Raw genomic sequence first — 19,815 nt, forward strand, 5'->3', positions numbered from 1 at the left:
CACATCGAATATTCACAACGGTAACTTCACTTATAAAAAGTCCTGAGTGTTTCATAGCAGTGTTATATATTAAATTTGAAAACCATCTAATTGAAGGTTTCTTGTTCCAATATATTAAGCTTTAGGTAATTTAGGTGGTATTACAGCAACCCAGCCACCACCTAATGCTTTGACCAAACCCACAGCAGAAGTCATTTGTAATCCATCTATCTGCGTTGCCGCTTGTTCAGCCGCAAGAGCACTGATTTGAGCTGTAAGCACATTCATGTAAGGTACTGTTCCCGCTTTATATTGGTTCTTAACAATTTTAAGTGCATAAAGTGCATCGGTTGCTTGTTTATCTTGGGTTATACCTTGTTTTTCCAAAAGACGTAATGAAATCAGATTATCTTCAACATCTTGAAATGCAGTCAGTACTACTTGACGATAATTGGCGACCTGAGCGATATATTGTTCTTTTGCTGCCCTTACCCCTGCTGCACGATACCCTCCATCAAAAAAAGTCTCTGCCAATTGCATACCAGCAGACCAGCTGATTGCCGGTTTATGAATCAGTTGATGAAAACTACGACCTGCTGCACTTACAGTTCCATTTAAAGTCAAATTAGGAAAATAAGCAGCAACAGCCACTCCAATCAAGGCACTTGCCTGTTGCACTAACCGCTCCGCTTGCGCAATATCCGGTCTGCGTTCTAACCAGGCGGTAGGTACCTCCAAGGGAATCGCCGGTGGTTTCAATTTTATAATGGCAGGTTTTAACGAAAAGTAAGCTGGAGGGCGCCCCATTAATACAGCAATGGCATGTTCATATTGGCCACGTAAAATACCATTATTAATTGCTGATGCCTGCGCTGATTCAAGTTGGATTTGTGCCTGGACCACTTCAGCACGTGATACAACACCTGATTTATATTGATTCCGGGTGAATATTAAGATTTTTCTGTAAGCAATGACTGTTTCATCCAAATATTTTTGAGCTTTATCCAGTGTACGTAATTCAAAATAATATTGCGCCAAAGCGCCTTGCGCAGATAAACGAGTCACACCAATCAATGCTTCATTGGATTGTGCTAAAGAAAGATCAGCCTCAATAGTTCGGCGAACAAGCCCCCAAATATCAGGTTCCCAGCTTGCATTCAAAAATGCTGAATAAATTGTTGTCGTTGTTGCGGCTGGGGCAATGTTTGTCGTTGCAGTTCCTGAAGTACCCGAAGTACTGATAATGGATGTAGCCCCTCCTGCCTGGCGTTGTCGGAACAAACTGAATGCACCTACTACTGTTGGATATAAGTTAGCACGTGCCTGATCGACAATTGCAAGTGACTGCCTGAAATTTGCCTCTGCATTGACAATACTTTGGTTAAAGTGATTCAACTGATTTTCCAAGTCATTCAATACCGGCTCATTGAAAATCTTCCACCATTCACCACGATCTATATCATCTTGAGGTTGGATGGGCTTCCAATTTTTACGCACAGTCCCCATTATTTTTTTGCCTTTAGCTTCTTTGAATTGTGGCGGTACCACAAGTTTTGGAGGTACGTAATTAGGGCCAACCATACATGAAGAAAGTGATAAAGAAGCCAGTGCTAGAAATGAAAAAATTTTGCGTTTCTTAATAGATGATAGCCTGGGTGCAGCGAAGCGGAACCCGGGAGTGAAGCGGTATAATATTCCAGGGTTCCACTTCGCTGCACCCAGGCTACATCGAGATCTTAATCGATTATGAGTGGCCATAGACACCTCGTAACTTAAACTGTTTCATAAAATTGCGGAAACGTATCCCGGCAGTATCCATTGCCAAATAAATAACTGGCGTCGTGTACAATGTTAATAATTGGCTCATAAGCAAACCACCCACAATTGTAATGCCCAATGGGCGGCGTAGTTCTGAACCCACTCCAAAACCAATAACCAAAGGCATGGCCCCTAATATAGCCGCCATTGTAGTCATGATAATTGGACGAAAACGCAATAAAGCAGCTTCATAAATCGCCTCACGCGGCGATTTATTGTCCAGCCGTTCAGCTTCCAAAGCAAAATCAATCATCATAATGGCATTTTTTTTCACAATACCAATGAGAAGAATCATTCCGATTAAAGCAATAATGCTCAAATCAGACTTAAATAACAATAAAGCCAATAATGCTCCGACACCCGCTGATGGCAAAGTAGACAAAATAGTTATTGGATGAATCAGGCTTTCATAGAGCATTCCCAGTACGATATAAACTGCCAAAATAGCGGTCATTATCAGATATTTTTCGTTTGCAAAGGACTCCTGAAACGCTTGTGCTGTTCCCTGAAAAACACCACGCATGGTCGGCGGTAAATTCATTTTATTGACTGCAGTAGAAATCTTTTTAACCACAGCACCCAACGAGGTACCAGGAATTAAATTAAATGAAAAGGTTGCTGCAGGAGCCTGGCCTAGATGGTTTACTGACAATAAGGTAGAACCGGGTTTAAAACTGGCAAATGCAGATAAAGGTACTTTGTCGCCTGCTGAAGATTTAACGTAAATCTCGTCCAATACAGCAGGAGATTGCCAATATTTCTGTGCCACATTCATAACCACAAAATATTGGTTCATTGGCATATACATAACCGAGATCTGACTTTGACCAAAAGCATGATATAACACTTGATCAATCTGTTCTGGAGTAATTCCAAAGCGCGATGCAGTATCATGATCCACATCCACATAGATTTGCAAACCATGATTGAGCTGATCATTATTCAGATCGGCAATACCCTGAATCTTAGCCAGTTCTTCCATAATTCTCGGTGTCCAAGTAGTAAGATCCTTTAAATTATCCGCAGTCACTGTATACTGGAATTGAGCAGCAGATTGCCGGCCACCTACAGTTAAATCCTGTGCTGACTGCATGTATAAAGTTGCCCCGGTAATTAAAGACAATTTACTGCGTAATCTTGCTATCACCTGATCGGTAGTTGTATTATTTTCCTGGGATGGCTTGAGAATAATAAATACAGAACCTGTATTGGCTGTATTATTGCCTGGACCACTGCCAATAAAGGCTGCAACATTGGCAACAGCTGGATCTTTATAAATTTCCGCAACATATTGAATCAATTTTTTTTTCATCGCTTGAAATGAAATATTTTGATCTGCTTGGAGAGAGCCTGCTATCCTGTCCGTATTTTGTTGTGGGAAAAATCCTTTCGGTATTACAACAAACAAATATGCGGTCAATAAAACTGTCGCAACAGTGAGAATCAACATCAATCCTGGATGAAGCAATGCCCAATGCAAACCATTTGCATAACGCAAACGCACCCGCTCTGTAAAGCGCATAAAAAAATTGCTTTTTTCTCCTTCATTCTCATGCAACATCCGAGAACACATCATTGGTGTCAGTGTCAATGAAACAACGAGTGAAATCAGAATTGCGATAGAAAGTGTCACCACAAATTCACGAAATAGACGGCCTACAATGCCGCTCATAAATAAAACTGGAATAAATACTGCAATTAAGGAAATACTGATCGATAACACGGTAAAACCAATTTCTTTTGACCCATCAAAAGCAGCCTGCATTGGTTTTTTGCCCATGGCGATATGGCGCGAAATATTTTCCAATACAACAACGGCATCATCAACCACAAAACCTGTGGAAATAGTCAAAGCCATAAGCGATAAATTATCCAAGCTGTAATTTAATAATTTCATTACCGCAAAAGTACCAAGCAAAGACAGCGGAACTGCAATACCTGGAATCATCATCGCTCTAAGACTTCCAAGAAAAAGATAGGTAACAAAAATTACTAGACACATCGCAATGAGCAGTGTAAGTTCCACATCATGTAACGAAGTGCGAATCGTAGTTGTTCTATCCATCAAAATATTTAATTTAATATCTTTGGATATAGAAGCTTCAAGTTGCGGCAAGATTTGTTTTACATGATCCACTGTTTTAATTACATTGGCACCTGGCTGTTTAAATAAAACCAGAAGCACCGCTGGTTTCCCATTGGCCAAACCTGCAGCATGAACATCAGCAACTGAATCGAACACATGAGCAACATCAGAAAGACGTATAGGCTGGTTATTGAAATAATTAATAATCAGCGGCGCATATTCACTTGCCTTATGCATCTGATCATTATTATTGATGATTGAAACAGTATCATTATGAATCAATTGTCCTTTTGCCAAATTCACATTGGCATTGGCAATTGTTGTGGCGAGTTGATTCAATCCAATTCCATACTGATTTAATGCTGTGGGATTAATTTCAATACGCACAGCAGGCAATGAACTTCCTCCAACATTCACCTGCCCTATTCCTTCAAGACGCAAAATTTTTTGCTGTAATATAGTTGATGCAACATCATACATCTGTCCTGGAGTATATTTGTCCGAGGTCAATGCAATAATCATAATTGGTGCATCAGCAGGATTTACCTTGCGATAAGTAGGATTGTTAGTCAAATTAGTAGGCAATTGGCTTAATGAAGCATTAATCGCTGCTTGGATATCTCGTGCAGCCCCATCAATATCACGCGATAAGTTAAATTGCACGATAATATTAGTTTGTCCTAACGTACTTGATGACGTCAGTTGAGTGACCCCCGCAATTCGACCTATCTGTCGCTCTAAGGGTGCTGCAACTGAAGTTGCCATAATTTCAGGGCTACCTCCTGGTAATTGCGCCTGTACTGTAATTGTCGGGAAATCAATCTGTGGCAATGGAGCAACAGGTAATAAATTAAATGCAAGAATTCCCGCGCAACTTAATCCAAACGCTAATAGAATAGTGGCAATAGGTTTTTTAATGAATAAAGAGGATAGATTCACAATCCCACCTCCCTGGCACTGGGATTGCGTTTGCCATAACTCATTACTTTACGCGATATACGATCAAACGTCAGATAAATAATAGGCGTTGTATATAAAGTCACTAACTGACTTACTATTAACCCGCCAATAATCGTGATACCCAAAGGCCGTCGCAATTCCCCGCCAATCCCGCCACTGAATGCTAAAGGAATAGCACCAAGCATAGAGGCCATAGTAGTCATCAATATGGGTCTAAAACGTAATAAGGCCGCTTCAAATATTGCGTTTTCAGGTTTGAGTTTGTATTCACGCTCTTGTTCAAGCGCAAAATCGATCATTATAATGGCATTTTTTAATACAATACCAATCAACAGAATAATTGCAATCAAAGCAATGATACTCAGTTCATTTCTTGTTATATATAATGCAAGCAACGCCCCCATTGAGGCAGATGGCAAGGTAGATAAAATAGTTAATGGATGAATATAACTTTCATAAAGTACGCCCAATATAATATATACTACGACCACAGCGGCGACTACCAACCATCCCTCATTGGCAAGCGATTTTTGAAAATTTTTTGTTGTTCCCTGAAAATCAGCTTCTACATTGAGCGGCATATTGAGACTTTTTTTAGCAGCCTCAATTTGGGTCACCGCATCACCTAAGGACACATTATTGCCGAGATTAAATGAAAGGGTTGCCGATGGAAATTGATCTTTATGAGTAATGACTAACGGTCCAACTGCTCGCTTCCAACGAGCAAAAGTCTTGATTGGTACAGAGCCGCTTAAAGTCACAGCTTCAAAAGAACCCAAACGCGGTGAATTGGCTGAGGACGAATTATTCATGAGATAATTTGTTCCGTTATTATTTAACACTGAAGAATTCATCGAGGAGCTTGTTGAAGAATTAGTCACTGAGGAATTAATATAAATATTATCAAAAGCAACCGCCTCTCTTTGTAAAAAAGGCAATACTTCCAATACAACGCGATATTGGTTTCGTTGGGTAAACATAATGGATATTTGCCGCTGCCCAAACGAATCATATAAAGTATCGTCTATCATTTGCATACTAATGCCCAGTCGGTATGCAGTATCACGATCAACATCAATCGAAGTGACCAAACCCATATTTTGTTGATCTGTATTGACGTCTTTTAAAATGGAGAGCTGGCGCATTTTTTCCAACATCAAATTGGACCACTTCGTCACATCTTCTCTATCAGGAGCGCTAATGCTGTACTGATATTGTGTGCGGCTGGCTAATGTATCAATAGTTAAATCTTGGACAGGTTGCATATATAAAGAAGCACCAACAACCTTATCAATTTTTGATTGCAATCGACTCATCACCTCTATGACACCTGGGCGTTGTTCTACAGATTTTAAGTTGATCAAAATGCGCCCGCTATTTAATGTGATATTCGTGCCATCAATACCTATAAAGGATGATACATTTTCAACTGCGGGATCAGAAAGCACTGCACGCACCAACTCTTGCTGTCGCCTGGTCATTTCTTTAAATGAAACCGATTCGGAAGCTACAGATATTCCTTGAATGAGCCCAGTATCCTGAATGGGAAAAAAACCTTTAGGAATGAGATACAATAAAATGCCAGTGATTAACACGGTAATAAAGAAAATCAGTAATACTAAAGAGTGTCGTGAAAGAACCCAATGCAAAGAAGCTTTATATCGACCAATGAGATAATCTAATTGACGTTCCAAAAATCGCTCTAAATCACTCACTTTGCTTTCACTCTGTGGCTTTAGGATCCGAGAACAGAGCATAGGGGTTAATGTTAAAGACACAAAAGCTGAAATGGCAATGGTTATGGTTAAAGTCAGTGCAAACTCACGGAATAATCTACCAACAATATCTCCCATAAAAAGCAAAGGAATCAATACCGCAATAAGTGAAATCGACAAAGAAACAATAGTAAAACCAATCTGAGCTGCTCCTTTATGTGCAGCATCCAAAGGTTTTTCACCCATTTCGATATAGCGTATGATGTTTTCAATCATCACAATCGCATCATCAACCACAAAGCCCGCAGCAATTGTTAATCCCATCAAAGTAAGGTTATTAAGACTAAACCCAAGCAAGTACATGAGGCCCAAAGTACCTACAAGTGCCAATGGCACGGAAATACTGGGAATTATTGTCGCTGATAATTTACGTAAAAATAGAAAAATTACCATAACAACCAATGCTACCGACAAGAGCAATTCAAATTGCACATTTTCTACAGAGGCGCGAATACTTGCCGTACGATCTGTAAGTATTTTTATATGAATCCCCGCAGGAACTGCCGCTTGCATTTGCTTTAACAAACTTTTGACTCGCTCTGCTACCTCGATTACATTCGCTCCGGGCTGACGTTGCACATTAAGAATAATTGCCGGCTCTTTATTCATCCATGCAGCCTGCATGGTATTTTCTTCACCATCAATCACATGGGCTACATCCGATAAACGAACTGGAGCACCGTTCTGGTAGGAAACAATTAATGGGCGATAATCCTCAGCGGACAACAACTGATCATTTGAATTAATCGTATAGGCCAGACGCGGGCCATCAAAGTTTCCTTTAGCAGCATTCACATTTGAAGCCATCACTATAGAACGTATATTTTCCATAGTGAGTCCGTATGCGGATAATGCATTAGGATTAGCCTGAATACGTACTGCAGGCCTATGTCCGCCACCAATGCTGACCAAACCCACCCCGGATAATTGGGACATTTTAGGAACAATGCGGGTTTCTGCGTAATCTTCTACTTGAGTTAAAGGTAGTGTATTTGTAGTTAATGCTAAAGTTAGAATCGGCGTATCTGCCGGGTTTACTTTATTGTAAATTGGAGGATTAGGAAGATCAGCCGGCAAGTAACTGCTTGCAGCATTAATCGCTTGTTGTACCTCTTGCTCGGCAACATCCAGGCTCATATCCAAATTAAATTGCAAAGTAATTATGGATGAGCCATTCGAGCTGTTTGAAGTCATTTGCTCCAAGCCCGGCATTTGCCCGAATTGCCGCTCAAGCGGAGCAGTCACTGTGGTTCCCATGACATTTGGACTTGCTCCAGGATAAAAAGTTGATACTTGAATTGTGGGGTATTCCACATCAGGCAAAGCAGAAACAGGCAGCAGCTTGTATGAGAGAGCTCCGCTTAGAAAAATAGCAAACATCAATAATGAAGTGGCTATGGCTCTTGCGATAAATGGACCCGAGATACTCATGTGACACTGTATACTTTGTGATTATTACCTTTTTTTGAACTGGAGCACTGGATGAATGCTCATTTTTGACCACTATCTTAGATCCATTCATTAATTTATCAGCGCCATTTATTACTACATTTTGACCAGCTAATAAACCACTTTTGATTACTGTATCATCCTCGCTGGCAGGTCCTGCAATAACTTTTTGAGCTGTTACTGTGTGATTAGGATTAATAATATAAACAAAGTCTTCTGTTGTTGAATGTTGAACAGCAGCTGTCGGCACAACGATTGCTCGATGCAATGTTTCAACCAAAATTTTTATATTAACAAACTGATTGGGAAACAATTTATTTTTTTCGTTATTAAAGATCGCTCTAAGTCTTACGGTTCCAGTTGTAGTACTAATTTGGTTATCCAAAGCTAAAACTTTTCCAGTTGCAAGTAAATGTTCTTGCTGCCGATCATAAGCTTGCACTTGCATTTCTTTGCCAGCATAAACTTGTGGTGCAATTTGCGGTACATAATCTTCTGCAACAGGGAAAATAACGGTAATTGGATCATGAGTAGTTATCACTGCAATACCTTGGGTATTTGAGGTTTGAACAAAATTACCAGGATCAACCAACCGCAAACCGATCCGTCCATTAATTGGTGAAATAATATCGCAATAAATAAGATTGACTTTAGTGCTCTCAATCATACCCAGATCTGTTTTAACATTACCTTCATATTGCTCCACAACTGATTGCTGTGTTGCTAAAGTTTGTTGCGAAACCGAATCTTCTTTCCATAATTTTTGATAACGTTTTAAATCAATTTTTGCATTCGCCAATAGCGCTAAATCCCGCTTTAGATCGCCTTCATATTGAGTCAATAATGCTTCATAAGGGCGTTTATCTATTTGAGCAAGTAATTGGCCTTTTTTAACCAGTTGGCCTTCTTTAAACAGCACCTTCATCAATAAACCATTGATTTGGGTTTGCAAAGTCACAGTATAAACCGGTGTTACTGTACCTAGTGCTGAAACATAAATAGGCACATCATGAATTGTAGAAATCCCGGCAACAACAGGAATAGGTTTAGGGCCAGCATTTTTTGATTTTTTAGTGAAAATATAGAACCACACTACAACAACTAGAATAATTAAAATGATGAGCAGGATTAACAAATTTTGTGTAGGGAAGCGTTCTCGCCATAATTCAGTAATCACCGTTTTTTTACTCTTTGGTGATTTTTCCACTTCCATAAAAACTACGTTCCTTGAGAAAAATGGTGAAGTTCATGATAACGAATTTTCGTGTGGGTAGCAAAAAAATCAGAGTAAAAATAATTTTAGCCCACAAAAATACGCAATTAAATAACAATCTGATTAATAAAAAATCTGAAAAATCATACTATAAAACGCTTTTTCATTTTTTCATTGTACTATTCAATAAGTTTCATCCAGGAAAGATATATAGAAATCAAGAGCACACAATTTCCTCTATTAACCAGATAAGTAATTGGCCATACGCTAAATGACCGAATTGCTAAATTAGAAAAATGCACATTACAACGTTATATAACTAACAAAAATTTAACTCAGGTCTAATTTTCTTCCATTGATTTAATGGTGAATAATCCGGAGTTGTCATTTTATTAACCGGCAGATAGAACGTTTGTTCTAACAAATGCTGGCCGCTCAATGCTGCATGCGACACATGATCGGTAAAAACTATCCAAGTGCTCTTGGCAGGAAAATCAATTTGTACCTTTTCAACACTTGCCTGATAAGCATCATCCAACTTCATCGTGTCATGTAAATGCAACATATAATGATCATAAGGAGAACGCAAAGTTTTTGTTGCTTTAACGAGATTCAGCATTTTTGCTTTCATTTTACTGTATGGAGCAATTTTAGGTGCAAAACGATTAAGAACATCGGTAAATGGTTCACCAAGATTCCAAACTCGTGGTTCATTATGAGGATTAATATTACAAAAAACGCGTAAAATCCTTAATCCATGTACCGGGCTTGCCGAAAATGAATCGACATGCAACCGAGTATCATCTTTACGTTTCGAGGAAATACGTCCATTAATTTGCGCAGGCCTGAAACTCGTTCTACCCCATTGTAAATGGGCCACATAAGAAGGGAGAACTGTTTGAATTAATTGATGTGCAAACTCTGCATAACCATGCATCATATGACTAAGCTTGGAATCCAAACTGTTAATATCCTTTTTAAAGGCACTTAACTTTTTAGTACGAATATCGTAACTTACATTTTTACGACTGCCATCCAACACGTTTTCAGACAGCAAAAGCGGGTCCACATCAGCGAAAAAATATTCCGGAAAAAACAGGACCTTGCCCATCTCTAATAGATTCACACTTTTTTGTTGATCGATTTGCTCTATGTTTTGTGTCAATAAATAAGAATTCATTATTTTTACCCTAAATAATGTGTAATTCAGTAAAAATTTAATGCTATATCGCATATAATCCAAAATCCAATTTTTACTTTTAGCTGGATCATATCATGTCATCTTGTCCTTGTGGATCACAAAATACATATGAACTGTGTTGCGGTTTATACATCGACAACAAGCAACTTCCAGAAACTCCTGAGCAATTGATGCGCTCAAGATATACTGCTTACAGTATGGGCAAAATGGATTACATCAAAAATACAATGAAAGGCAAGGCGTTAACAGGCTTTAATGAAATAGAAGCAGAGCAATGGGCTAAAAGTGTGACCTGGATTGATTTAGAAGTAATGCATCAAAGTATGTCTGGTCCCGATAAAGGCTTTGTTGAATTTACAGCACGTTTTTCCGAGCATAACCAAATAAAATTTATTCATGAGTTAAGTGAATTCCATAAAGAAAATGGTCGTTGGTTCTATATCGATGGCGTGCATAAAGAAAAATTAAATAAAATCAGCAAATCCAAAGTTGCACGTAATGCACCCTGCCCTTGTGGAAGCGGCAAAAAATTTAAAAATTGTCATGCAAAATAACAATTAGAGTTAAATTATGAATGGTCACTTATTACTTAATGTTTTCATCTTTCTTGCTTCAGCTTGCATTATGGTTCCTATTGCCAGCCGTTTCAAACTAGGATCGGTCCTGGGCTATCTTATAGTTGGTATTCTTATTGGTCCATTTGGATTAAAACTCATAGGAAACACTCAACAAATTATGAATTTTGGTGAGTTTGGCGTAGTTATGATGTTATTTCTCATTGGTTTGGAATTGGAACCGGCCATGTTATGGAAGCTTCGCAAACTCATTGTAGGCTTAGGTGGTTTACAAGTCCTCTTAACTACAAGTATCTTAACAGCAATTGGACTTATGCTCGGTTTTGATTGGCGAGCAACTTTGACAGTAAGTATGGCGTTGTCCCTTTCGTCAACAGCTCTTGTATTGCAAATGCTCCAAGAAAAAAACCTGCTCAAAACAGCAGAAGGTGAGACTTCATTTGCTGTATTGTTATTTCAAGATATTGCTGTAATTCCTATATTAATTATTATCCCATTACTCGCACAACACGGAAACATCCAAGTTAATATCCATGAGTCTGCATTCATTATGCATCTACCAAGATGGTTATATGCTATTTTTGTTGCTGGCGTTATTGGATCCGTTATTTTAATTGGTCATTATTTATCTAGACATTTATTTTTAATTATTGCCAAAACCAATTTACGTGAAGTATTTACCGCTTTTTCGCTTGCTTTAGTAGTTGGCGTTACTTTATTAATGGAATCTATAGGCGTATCTCCTGCTTTAGGGGCATTTATTGCGGGGGTTGTATTAGCTAACTCTCAGTACAAACATGCAGTTGATGCAGACATTCAACCTTTTAAAGGAATTTTGCTTGGATTATTTTTTATTTCTGTAGGAATGGCAATGAATTTCTCTCTTTTTTCACAGAAAGCAATGCTGATCCTCATCACGGTGTTTGCTTTAATTACGCTTAAGGCTGCTATTTTGTATTTTCTAGGATTTTTGTTTGATTTAAGCAAGCTGCAAGCTGTAGGTTTTGCTTTTGCTTTATCTCAAGGAAGTGAATTTGCCTTTGTACTCTTTGAATATGCCGGCATAATTAAAGTAATCAGCCCGGAATATGAAGCTTTTTTTACTCTTGTTGTTGCATTATCCATGCTTGCCACTCCCTTTTTAATCCTTCTCTATAAGCGCTTCATCATCCCCAAGTTTATGAGTTTCTTACCTGAACGTGAATATGACTCCATCAATGAAAGAAATGGAATTATTCTTGCAGGTTATGGACGTTTTGGACAAATTATTGGACGTTTGCTTAATGGTGAAAATATAAAAATTACGGTATTAGAAAAAAATGCAGAACAAATTGAGTTACTCAGAAAATTTGGTTATGTAGGATATTTTGGGGATGCCAGCCGATTGGATTTGTTAAAAAGCGCTGGTGCGGAACATGCCAAACTTCTCATAGTTGCTGTTGGAAATCCAGATGCAAATTTAAAGATTGTCAAGTTAGCGAAACAACATTTCCCTCACCTCAAAATCTTTGTTCGCGCTCGCAACCGTCGTCATGCTTATGAATTATATCGAGTAGGTGTTGATTATTTCATTAGAGAATTATTTGATTCCTCTTTGAGTATGACCAAGGAAATTATGAAATTCCTGGGTTACAAACATGAGGACATACAGAAAAAAGCAATAGCATTCCAAAGACATGACGAAGAGACATTAATTCAATCCTTTGATTTTTTTGAAAAAGAAAGCGATCTCATCAATTTCTCACGGCAAGCAAAAGGCGAATTGGAACGCATTCTGCAATCGAGTTAAAAAGTACAACTCAAGCTTATTCATTGTAGCCTGGGTGCAGCGAAGCGAAACCCGGGGAAAAATAAGGCTCAAAATCCTGGGTTTCGCTTCGCTGCACCCAGGCTACAATAATCAGATGTTTTTTGGGAGTATTAACACCATATGATCAATTTTCAGCAAATTTCTTTAAAAACCTTTCTCAGTGAGTATTGGCAGAAAAAACCTCTAGTGATTCGTAATGCCATTCCGGATTTTACTAATCCATTATCTGCTGATGAATTGGCAGGCCTTGCACTTGAAGAAGATGTTGAAAGTCGCCTTGTCTTTGAAACACCTCATGAAAAACCCTATTGGCATTTAAAGCGCGGACCATTTTCTGAAAATGACTTTAAACTCCTACCCCCAACCCATTGGACCATACTCGTACAAGGCGTGGATAGATTAATTCCTGAAGTATATGATTTACTCGATCATTTTGATTTCATTCCACAATGGCGGATTGATGATATTATGATTAGCTATGCTGCGCTCCACGGCAGTGTCGGACCTCATTACGATAATTATGATGTTTTTTTATATCAAGCTCAAGGACGCCGAGAATGGTCGCTTACTACTAAAAAATGCAATAACGAGAATTACATCAAAGATCTCGAACTTCGTATCATGGAGCAATTTGATGTCGAAGAGCGTTTGACTCTTGAAGAAGGAGATATGTTGTATCTTCCACCACATATAGGCCACTACGGCATTTCACTTTCCGAGGATTGCATGACCTACTCTTTTGGCTATCGTAGTTATCAAGGACAAGAATTATTGGATAGTCTTGGGGATTATTTGGCTGAAAAAGGAACATTCAAAACATTATATCAAGACCCTGATTGGTCTCATTTGCACAATACCTCTGAAATCACCCGCCCTGCCTGGCAAGCTGCACAAAAACTATTACAACAATTAATCAGTGACGATAAAATAATGCAATCTTGGTTTGGATGCTTTGCAACACGCCTGGATCAAGGGGCAGAAATGCAATTACCTTTGCCTTTAGAAGAAAATGAACTCATTGATTTATCACATTTTATTGAAGAAATAAACACAGGATCGGATCTGAACAGAGATGCAACATGTCGTTTTGCTTATCAAAACTCAGAGGAACAATTCGAATATCAGTTTTATGTTAATGGCGGTGAATGGGATACAACCGATGTTTCTCATGATTTGCTAAGCTACATTGCCAATAATCGTCACCTATCCCATCAATCTCTTGCTGCTTATTTAAATACTACACAAAATCAAATATTTATTTATAATTTATGGAAATTGCAATGGCTATACATTGCAGAAAACTAGGGTCTGTTTCCAAACCCTAAGACTTATTGACTTTTTACCGCTAAGACAAAAAACTTGTGTGTAAATTGGTTAAATTCAAAAACATAGAGTATAGTTAATATACATACCATAATAAGGACAGGTAATGAAAAAAATAATACTGGCTGTAATCTTGGTGTGCTCAACTGCCTTTCTGGTCAACTGTGGCGGTAATCCCTGTTGCGGAACTTGTGCGACTGATTGTGGTGGCTGTGGCGGTTGTAATGGAAGTTGGTATTAAAAATATCAGCTAACTGTTCGCACAATAAAAATGCTGCCTGGGCAATAGCGCCCAGGTTACGGTTCTAATGCATTCATAAGAACAGTTACCCCGCATCTTCACTGCGTACGAGCTGAAACTTCAATTGGCCAATAGTGATTTTATGGCTAAACAAAGTAAGAAGCGCGCCTGTTAATACGAATACAATACCTGCAGCGCCCCAGAAGTTCAGTTCTTCACCTAAAAGCAATACACCAAAAATGACCACAAATACCGGCTCTAAAACGGATAAAATAGAGGCTTTTTCTGAGCTGATGTATTTTAAGCTATACAGCAACAAAATTATGGGAGCTACAGTTGCAATAACAGAGATGCCAAATAAATGATACCAAACGTCCGTTGAAGATGGGATGGCAAAAGAGTGATTAAAAAGAGAAACGAATGAACTGGTTACCATACACCCCAAACAAACCATAAAAGTAGACATATTTGGAGAGAGTTCATTTCTTTTGCTGCCTATTACATAGCACGCATAAAAAAAAGCAGAAGCAATCCCCAGTAAAATACCCCATAAGTTAAAAGACAATGCATCCAAGTCCACCATAAGCGTCATTCCCATTAAAATCACTAGAATCGCAAAATAATAAACTTGTGGTATCGATTGCCCGTAAAAAAAATAATTGAGCAACATAATGAGTACCGGATAGGTAAAAAAGATAACCATCGCCAGTCCAGAACCTATGTAATTAGATGCTAAAAAGTAAAGCCAGGTTGATATACCATAAAAAAAAGCGCCTGTTAAAAAGGCAAGAAACATATTTTTATAAGAATCGTTGTTTTTTTTAATTTTTGGCAACATGATAATTAAAATAATCATGCTGGAAATTAAAAAGCGCCAAAACAACATAGTGCTCGCGGATAAATTGCCATTCATTGCGCTTAGACCAAAATAACCAATAAACCCGTAAAGAAATCCAGATAAAATGGCATAGATAGAACCGCGATATTCTTGATTTATCATCATGATAATACTGCCTGAAAAAACTGACTTACGAAAAAGCAGGTTAGATTTTTAATCCTACCTGAAAGCATGAAAGTAAAGTGTACCTAACATAAAAAAATAAGAAGTTAGTGTATCATTTTTTCCACATAATATCATATTGAAAACAAAAGATACATACTGTATTATTTGTCTACTTTTAATTGAGATTGTAACTATGTTTCGTTTTTTACTCTTCATCTCTTCCTTCTTTGTAGTAGCCCCTAATATTTATGCCGACGCTGCTGCATGTGCTGAACATCAATGTATTGCCGTTGTTGATGCAGGGAGTACGGGATCAAGACTTCATGTTTTTGCTTATGATCTTGATGAAACAAACACGCCTTCTCGTATTACAGAAATATGGTCTAAAAAGATCAGGCCTGGATTTTCAATGATTGAAGCCAATCAAAATACTGTAGATGCATACTTGACAACGCTTTTCTCAGGAGCCCCTGCCCAGCACATGCCCGTTTATTTTTATGCAACTGCAGGAATGCGTCTTGTGCCACAAACCAAACAAAAAACTTATTATCAGGAAGTACAAAAGTGGTTTAACCAGAAATCTGAATGGCAACTTGTAGAAGCAAAAACCATTACAGGACATGATGAAGCTTTATATGACTGGCTTGCAGTCAATTATCATATAGGAGCCCTCAAATCATCTTCTAATGAGCCAGTAGGTGTTATGGATATTGGTGGTGCATCAGTACAAATTGTTTTTCCAATACGCAACAAAACGGATAATAAAGGAGCGCAAGTTGAATTGGAGCTTTACGGCCGCCGCATCAATTTATCTGTTCATAGTTTCCTGGGTCTTGGACAAAATGAAATGGCTCACCAACTTCTGGATACAGCCTCCTGCTTCTCGGATGGCTATCCTCTTTCTGATGGCAGTCATGGGCAAGGTGATGCATTGGCTTGTGAACAAGAAGTGACTCCCTTAATTAAAATGCATAAGGTCAGTAATGAAGTGCAGCCAGATCTTTCTGCCAGCCATATTAATTCTTGGTACGCCATTGGTGGTTTTCCAAATCTTGTAGAAAGCAAACCGTTTCAGTTCCAAAACAATCAATTGACCATTCAGGATTTACTGCAACAAGCAAATGCTCTGATTTGTCATCAACAATGGGAAAGTCTCAGCGATCAATTTCCAAACAATGAATACATCGAGACATATTGCCTCTTACCCGCTTTTTATTATGCTTTAATGGTAGAAGGCTATGGTCTAACAGTAAATCAACCAGTGAACTATATTCCTGCAGAGCAAAATCTGGACTGGACTTTAGGTGTAGTACTGCATCATTGATGCCAAGGGCATTTAATGCGCCTGCAATCTGGTGCAAGTCCCCACTGCTATTCCCGACGTATTGCGCTTTATGCGCAGTATCCAGAGATCTTGTTAATAAAATCAGGAGTTCATAAAATGTTATAATTCATCTAAAGAAAAATCCTCCATCCTTAAAGCACTTGGTTGACCATAGAAGGAACATAAAGCATCGCGAAATTTTTGCGCACGTTGTGATAACCCATGTTTACAATAATGTACCACTTGCTTATATACTGACTGTTTAAAAGCAATAGTATCTGATTCCATACCATTTAAATTGTCGATACTGATATAAAATTTATGCCCCGCTGCCTTTGAAAGAATCCATTCCATTGCCTGCGGTTTTACTTCAACTTGTTGAAATAACGCCTGTTGCTCTGCACTACGTCCATCAGGCATATACCAATATCCAAAATCGACTTGTTTTCTACGCTCTTCGCCGGCAATGAGCCAGTGGGAACATTCATGCAAAGCACTGCTAAAAAAGCCATGGGCAAAATATATAGCGTTGTAAGGGTGCTGTTCACCAGCAGGGATGTAGATAGGCTCATTATCGCCTTTAACTAGCCTGGTATTAAACTCTTCACCGAAGCAATTATAAAAAAGCGTGATTAAATCTTGATATTGATGCACTAATAGCTTTTCACTCATTAATTTACACATAGTGGCTAATTTATACTAATATAATTAAAGAGTCATTATTTTTTATGAGTTCCTGGATTTGGAGTTCCGACGATAAAAATGCAAAAAAAAGCACTGTCGTACCGATTAGGAAGATTGATAAATAAGCTTCGTTGGCCAATTATAGGCTTATGGGTGCTTGCTATATTACTCTGCATCCCCTTTTTACCGCACATTGTTGATCCATTTAAAACTACTGGATTTATTGATGAAAGTTCAGCAAGTGCCCTTGCTGAAAATTATATGAATAAAAAATTGGGATATAACGATAAGAATAAATTTCTTATTATGTATCATAGCGATAAACTTTTAGCGACCCAGGCTCAATTTAAGAAAAAAATTAAAGCATCATTATCCGATTTAAACGATTTTCCAATTAAACACGAAATTATTTATCCTGACGACACCCATCAAATTTCCAAGGATAAACATACAGCTTATGTTGTGGTGATCATCAAAAGCAATAAACAGCTTAGCGATGACTTATTAAAACAATTTACAGAATCAATAAAAAAACCGTCACGCATGACCGTGCAAATTGGCGGAGAACCACTTTTTGTACAAAATGTGAATCAACAAACACAAACAGACCTTTTTAAAGCAGATATGGTTGCCACCCCAGTAGCAATTATCACTTTAATTCTTGTATTTGGATCAGTAATTGCAGCAGCACTCCCCATTATTTTAGGAGGCGGATGCGCCATAATTATCCTAACTACACTCTATTTTTTAGGACATCTGTTTACCCTTTCTATTTTTACCGTCAACATTGCCTTATTACTCGGCCTGTGTCTTTGCTTGGATTATTCATTATTTTTTATTAGTCGATTTAGAGATGAATTAAAGAATGGATTAAATATTGAAAAGGCGATAGCAACCACTCAAGAAACCGCAGGTAAAGCAATTTTCTTTAGTGGTTTAGCTGTTTTTGTGAGCCTCAGTGCATTATTTTTATTTCCAGTCAATATTCTTTTTTCAGTTGCAGTCGGCGGCTTAGCTGCTGTTTTTTTCGCAGTACTCATATCCACTATATTTTTACCAGCAATTCTTGCCGTTCTGAAATCAAAAATTAACTTGCTCTCAGTACGTCTATTTAAGAACAAAAATAATGCCAGTTGCTGGCGCTGGCTTGCAGAGCGAGTAGTTCATCATCCTACTCTCTTTTTCTTCCCCATTCTTATTTTTTTATTGGTACTGGGATACCCTTTGTTAGTGTCAAAGTTTGGTATTTCAGATTATCGCATTTTCCCAGAAAAATCAGAAAATCGAGCATTCTACGATACGTATGCAAAGAAATTTCAGATTGAACAATTAAATCCTGTAATATTGGTTATCGAATCACCGTCTTCATCAATTTTGTCACGCCAGAATCTTTCTAAAATATATAATTTAGTCCAAAAGCTAAAACGCAATCCACTGGTCAAAGAAGTCAATGGCATCATCAGCAGTAATTCGGATCTAAAAAAGGGACAATATTACACTCTTTATCATTTAGATAAAAAATTACTCGATCCGAGCGTGAAACAATTGCTTAAAACAACGACAACCAAACATATGGCAGTCATTAATGTGATCAGCAAATATCCAGCAGATTCCGAAGAAACCAAAAAGCTTATTAATGAGTTGCAGGAAACAAAATTAGGCTCGGGATTAAAGGTACAAGTTACTGGAGTAGCTGTGAGTAATATTGATGTGCTTCATAGTATTTATCATTATCTCCCTTATGCCATCCTTTGGATAATGGTGTTTTCTTATCTGATACTCCTTCTATTATTGAGATCTTTATTTTTGCCATTAAAAGCAATTGTAATGACCTTATTAAGCCTAAGCGCTTCATATGGAGCCCTGGTTTTTATATTCCAGGAAGGGTATTTCGCTGAAGTGCTTAACTTCCAGCCACAAGGAATGCTCGATATTAGTTTATTAGTCATCATATTTTGTGCTCTTTTTGGTTTTTCAATGGACTATGAAGTATTTTTATTGACTCGAATTAAAGAGGCACATCAGTTAACTAAAGATAACAACAAGAGTATTATTTTTGGTATTGAAAAAAGCAGCCGTATTATTACAAGTGCTGCACTGATTGTCATCGTGATTTGCTGTGCTTTTTTGATCGCCGATGTATTAATGGTCAAAGCATTTGGCCTTGGCATCGCAGTTGCTATTTTCGTAGATGCCTTTTTGATACGAAGCTTTTTAGTTCCCGCAACAATGGCTCTCTTTAAGTCTTGGGTCTGGTATCTCCCCAAATGGTTGGATCGAATCCTGCCTAAGCTGTAATCCATCACTTAAGTTGAATATACCGGGAGTGTTTACTATACTGAATTTAAAGGTTTTTTAGCTATTTTGTGGCAGA

General features: G+C 38.1%; 13 protein-coding genes. 6 read left to right on the forward strand and 7 right to left on the reverse strand.

What is annotated here, in order from left to right; genetic code table 11:
* Positions 1-114: 114 nt before the first annotated feature.
* The 5 genes from DY223_RS10070 to DY223_RS10095 form a co-directional block, all read right to left on the reverse strand.
* Positions 115-1,737, reverse strand: a complete 1,623-nt coding sequence (locus DY223_RS10070; protein ID WP_082642419.1) for an efflux transporter outer membrane subunit — start codon at positions 1,735-1,737, stop codon at positions 115-117.
* Complete coding sequence (locus tag DY223_RS10075) at positions 1,724-4,822, reverse strand: efflux RND transporter permease subunit (RefSeq protein ID WP_058458870.1); 3,099 nt, start codon at positions 4,820-4,822, stop codon at positions 1,724-1,726. Before DY223_RS10075 ends, DY223_RS10070 begins: the two co-directional genes overlap by 14 nt.
* Positions 4,819-8,049, reverse strand: a complete 3,231-nt coding sequence (locus DY223_RS10080; protein ID WP_064115093.1) for an efflux RND transporter permease subunit — start codon at positions 8,047-8,049, stop codon at positions 4,819-4,821. Before DY223_RS10080 ends, DY223_RS10075 begins: the two co-directional genes overlap by 4 nt.
* Positions 7,934-9,280 (reverse strand): efflux RND transporter periplasmic adaptor subunit, encoded by a 1,347-nt coding sequence (locus DY223_RS10085; protein WP_115684310.1) that lies wholly within the window; start codon positions 9,278-9,280, stop codon positions 7,934-7,936. Before DY223_RS10085 ends, DY223_RS10080 begins: the two co-directional genes overlap by 116 nt.
* Positions 9,281-9,599: 319 nt before the next feature.
* Complete coding sequence (locus DY223_RS10095; RefSeq protein WP_058458873.1) at positions 9,600-10,460, reverse strand: Kdo hydroxylase KdoO; 861 nt, start codon at positions 10,458-10,460, stop codon at positions 9,600-9,602.
* A 95-nt stretch (positions 10,461-10,555) separates the two neighbouring features.
* Between DY223_RS10095 and DY223_RS10100 the strand changes: the two genes are divergently transcribed.
* From DY223_RS10100 to DY223_RS19495, 4 genes are all read left to right on the forward strand, one after another.
* Positions 10,556-11,035 (forward strand): YchJ family protein, encoded by a 480-nt coding sequence (locus DY223_RS10100; RefSeq protein WP_058458874.1) that lies wholly within the window; start codon positions 10,556-10,558, stop codon positions 11,033-11,035.
* A gap of 16 nt (positions 11,036-11,051) precedes the next feature.
* Positions 11,052-12,845, forward strand: coding sequence for a monovalent cation:proton antiporter-2 (CPA2) family protein (locus tag DY223_RS10105; protein ID WP_058458875.1), 1,794 nt, complete (start codon positions 11,052-11,054; stop codon positions 12,843-12,845).
* 141 nt (positions 12,846-12,986) lie between these two features.
* Positions 12,987-14,171: a JmjC domain-containing protein gene (locus DY223_RS10110; protein ID WP_058458876.1), complete on the forward strand. Its 1,185-nt coding sequence runs from the start codon at positions 12,987-12,989 to the stop codon at positions 14,169-14,171.
* A 124-nt stretch (positions 14,172-14,295) separates the two neighbouring features.
* Positions 14,296-14,430, forward strand: a complete 135-nt coding sequence (locus DY223_RS19495; protein ID WP_259293089.1) for a hypothetical protein — start codon at positions 14,296-14,298, stop codon at positions 14,428-14,430.
* Positions 14,431-14,515: 85 nt separating this feature from the next.
* Here the strand turns inward: DY223_RS19495 and DY223_RS10115 are convergent, their stop codons facing one another.
* The gene (locus tag DY223_RS10115; RefSeq protein WP_174223935.1) at positions 14,516-15,430 is read right to left on the reverse strand and encodes a DMT family transporter; all 915 of its coding nucleotides are present in this window, start codon (positions 15,428-15,430) and stop codon (positions 14,516-14,518) included.
* A 196-nt stretch (positions 15,431-15,626) separates the two neighbouring features.
* Between DY223_RS10115 and DY223_RS10120 the strand changes: the two genes are divergently transcribed.
* The gene (locus DY223_RS10120; RefSeq protein WP_058458878.1) at positions 15,627-16,757 is read left to right on the forward strand and encodes an acetate and sugar kinases/Hsc70/actin family protein; all 1,131 of its coding nucleotides are present in this window, start codon (positions 15,627-15,629) and stop codon (positions 16,755-16,757) included.
* Positions 16,758-16,877: 120 nt separating this feature from the next.
* Here DY223_RS10120 and DY223_RS10125 read toward each other — a convergent pair whose 3' ends face one another.
* The gene (locus DY223_RS10125) at positions 16,878-17,411 is read right to left on the reverse strand and encodes an elongation factor P hydroxylase (protein WP_058458906.1); all 534 of its coding nucleotides are present in this window, start codon (positions 17,409-17,411) and stop codon (positions 16,878-16,880) included.
* A 108-nt stretch (positions 17,412-17,519) separates the two neighbouring features.
* On the opposite strand from DY223_RS10125, the gene DY223_RS10130 reads away from it, so the two are divergent.
* Complete coding sequence (locus DY223_RS10130; RefSeq protein WP_058458879.1) at positions 17,520-19,739, forward strand: MMPL family transporter; 2,220 nt, start codon at positions 17,520-17,522, stop codon at positions 19,737-19,739.
* Positions 19,740-19,815: the final 76 nt, after the last annotated feature.

It is taken from the genome of Legionella bozemanae, assembly GCF_900450575.1.
Lineage (GTDB): Bacteria > Pseudomonadota > Gammaproteobacteria > Legionellales > Legionellaceae > Legionella > Legionella bozemanae.

Excerpts from the sequence above, each read along its gene's own strand:
- DY223_RS10120 (WP_058458878.1), top strand. The coding sequence starts at position 15,627 with ATGTTTCGTTTTTTACTCTTCATCTCTTCCTTCTTTGTAGTAGCCCCT.
- DY223_RS10115 (WP_174223935.1), bottom strand. The coding sequence starts at position 15,430 with ATGATAAATCAAGAATATCGCGGTTCTATCTATGCCATTTTATCTGGA.
- DY223_RS10105 (WP_058458875.1), top strand. The coding sequence starts at position 11,052 with ATGAATGGTCACTTATTACTTAATGTTTTCATCTTTCTTGCTTCAGCT.
- DY223_RS19495 (WP_259293089.1), top strand. The coding sequence starts at position 14,296 with ATGAAAAAAATAATACTGGCTGTAATCTTGGTGTGCTCAACTGCCTTT.
- DY223_RS10080 (WP_064115093.1), bottom strand. The coding sequence starts at position 8,049 with ATGAGTATCTCGGGTCCATTTATCGCAAGAGCCATAGCCACTTCATTA.
- DY223_RS10130 (WP_058458879.1), top strand. The coding sequence starts at position 17,520 with ATGCAAAAAAAAGCACTGTCGTACCGATTAGGAAGATTGATAAATAAG.
- DY223_RS10095 (WP_058458873.1), bottom strand. The coding sequence starts at position 10,460 with ATGAATTCTTATTTATTGACACAAAACATAGAGCAAATCGATCAACAA.
- DY223_RS10070 (WP_082642419.1), bottom strand. The coding sequence starts at position 1,737 with ATGGCCACTCATAATCGATTAAGATCTCGATGTAGCCTGGGTGCAGCG.
- DY223_RS10110 (WP_058458876.1), top strand. The coding sequence starts at position 12,987 with ATGATCAATTTTCAGCAAATTTCTTTAAAAACCTTTCTCAGTGAGTAT.
- DY223_RS10100 (WP_058458874.1), top strand. The coding sequence starts at position 10,556 with ATGTCATCTTGTCCTTGTGGATCACAAAATACATATGAACTGTGTTGC.
- DY223_RS10085 (WP_115684310.1), bottom strand. The coding sequence starts at position 9,280 with ATGGAAGTGGAAAAATCACCAAAGAGTAAAAAAACGGTGATTACTGAA.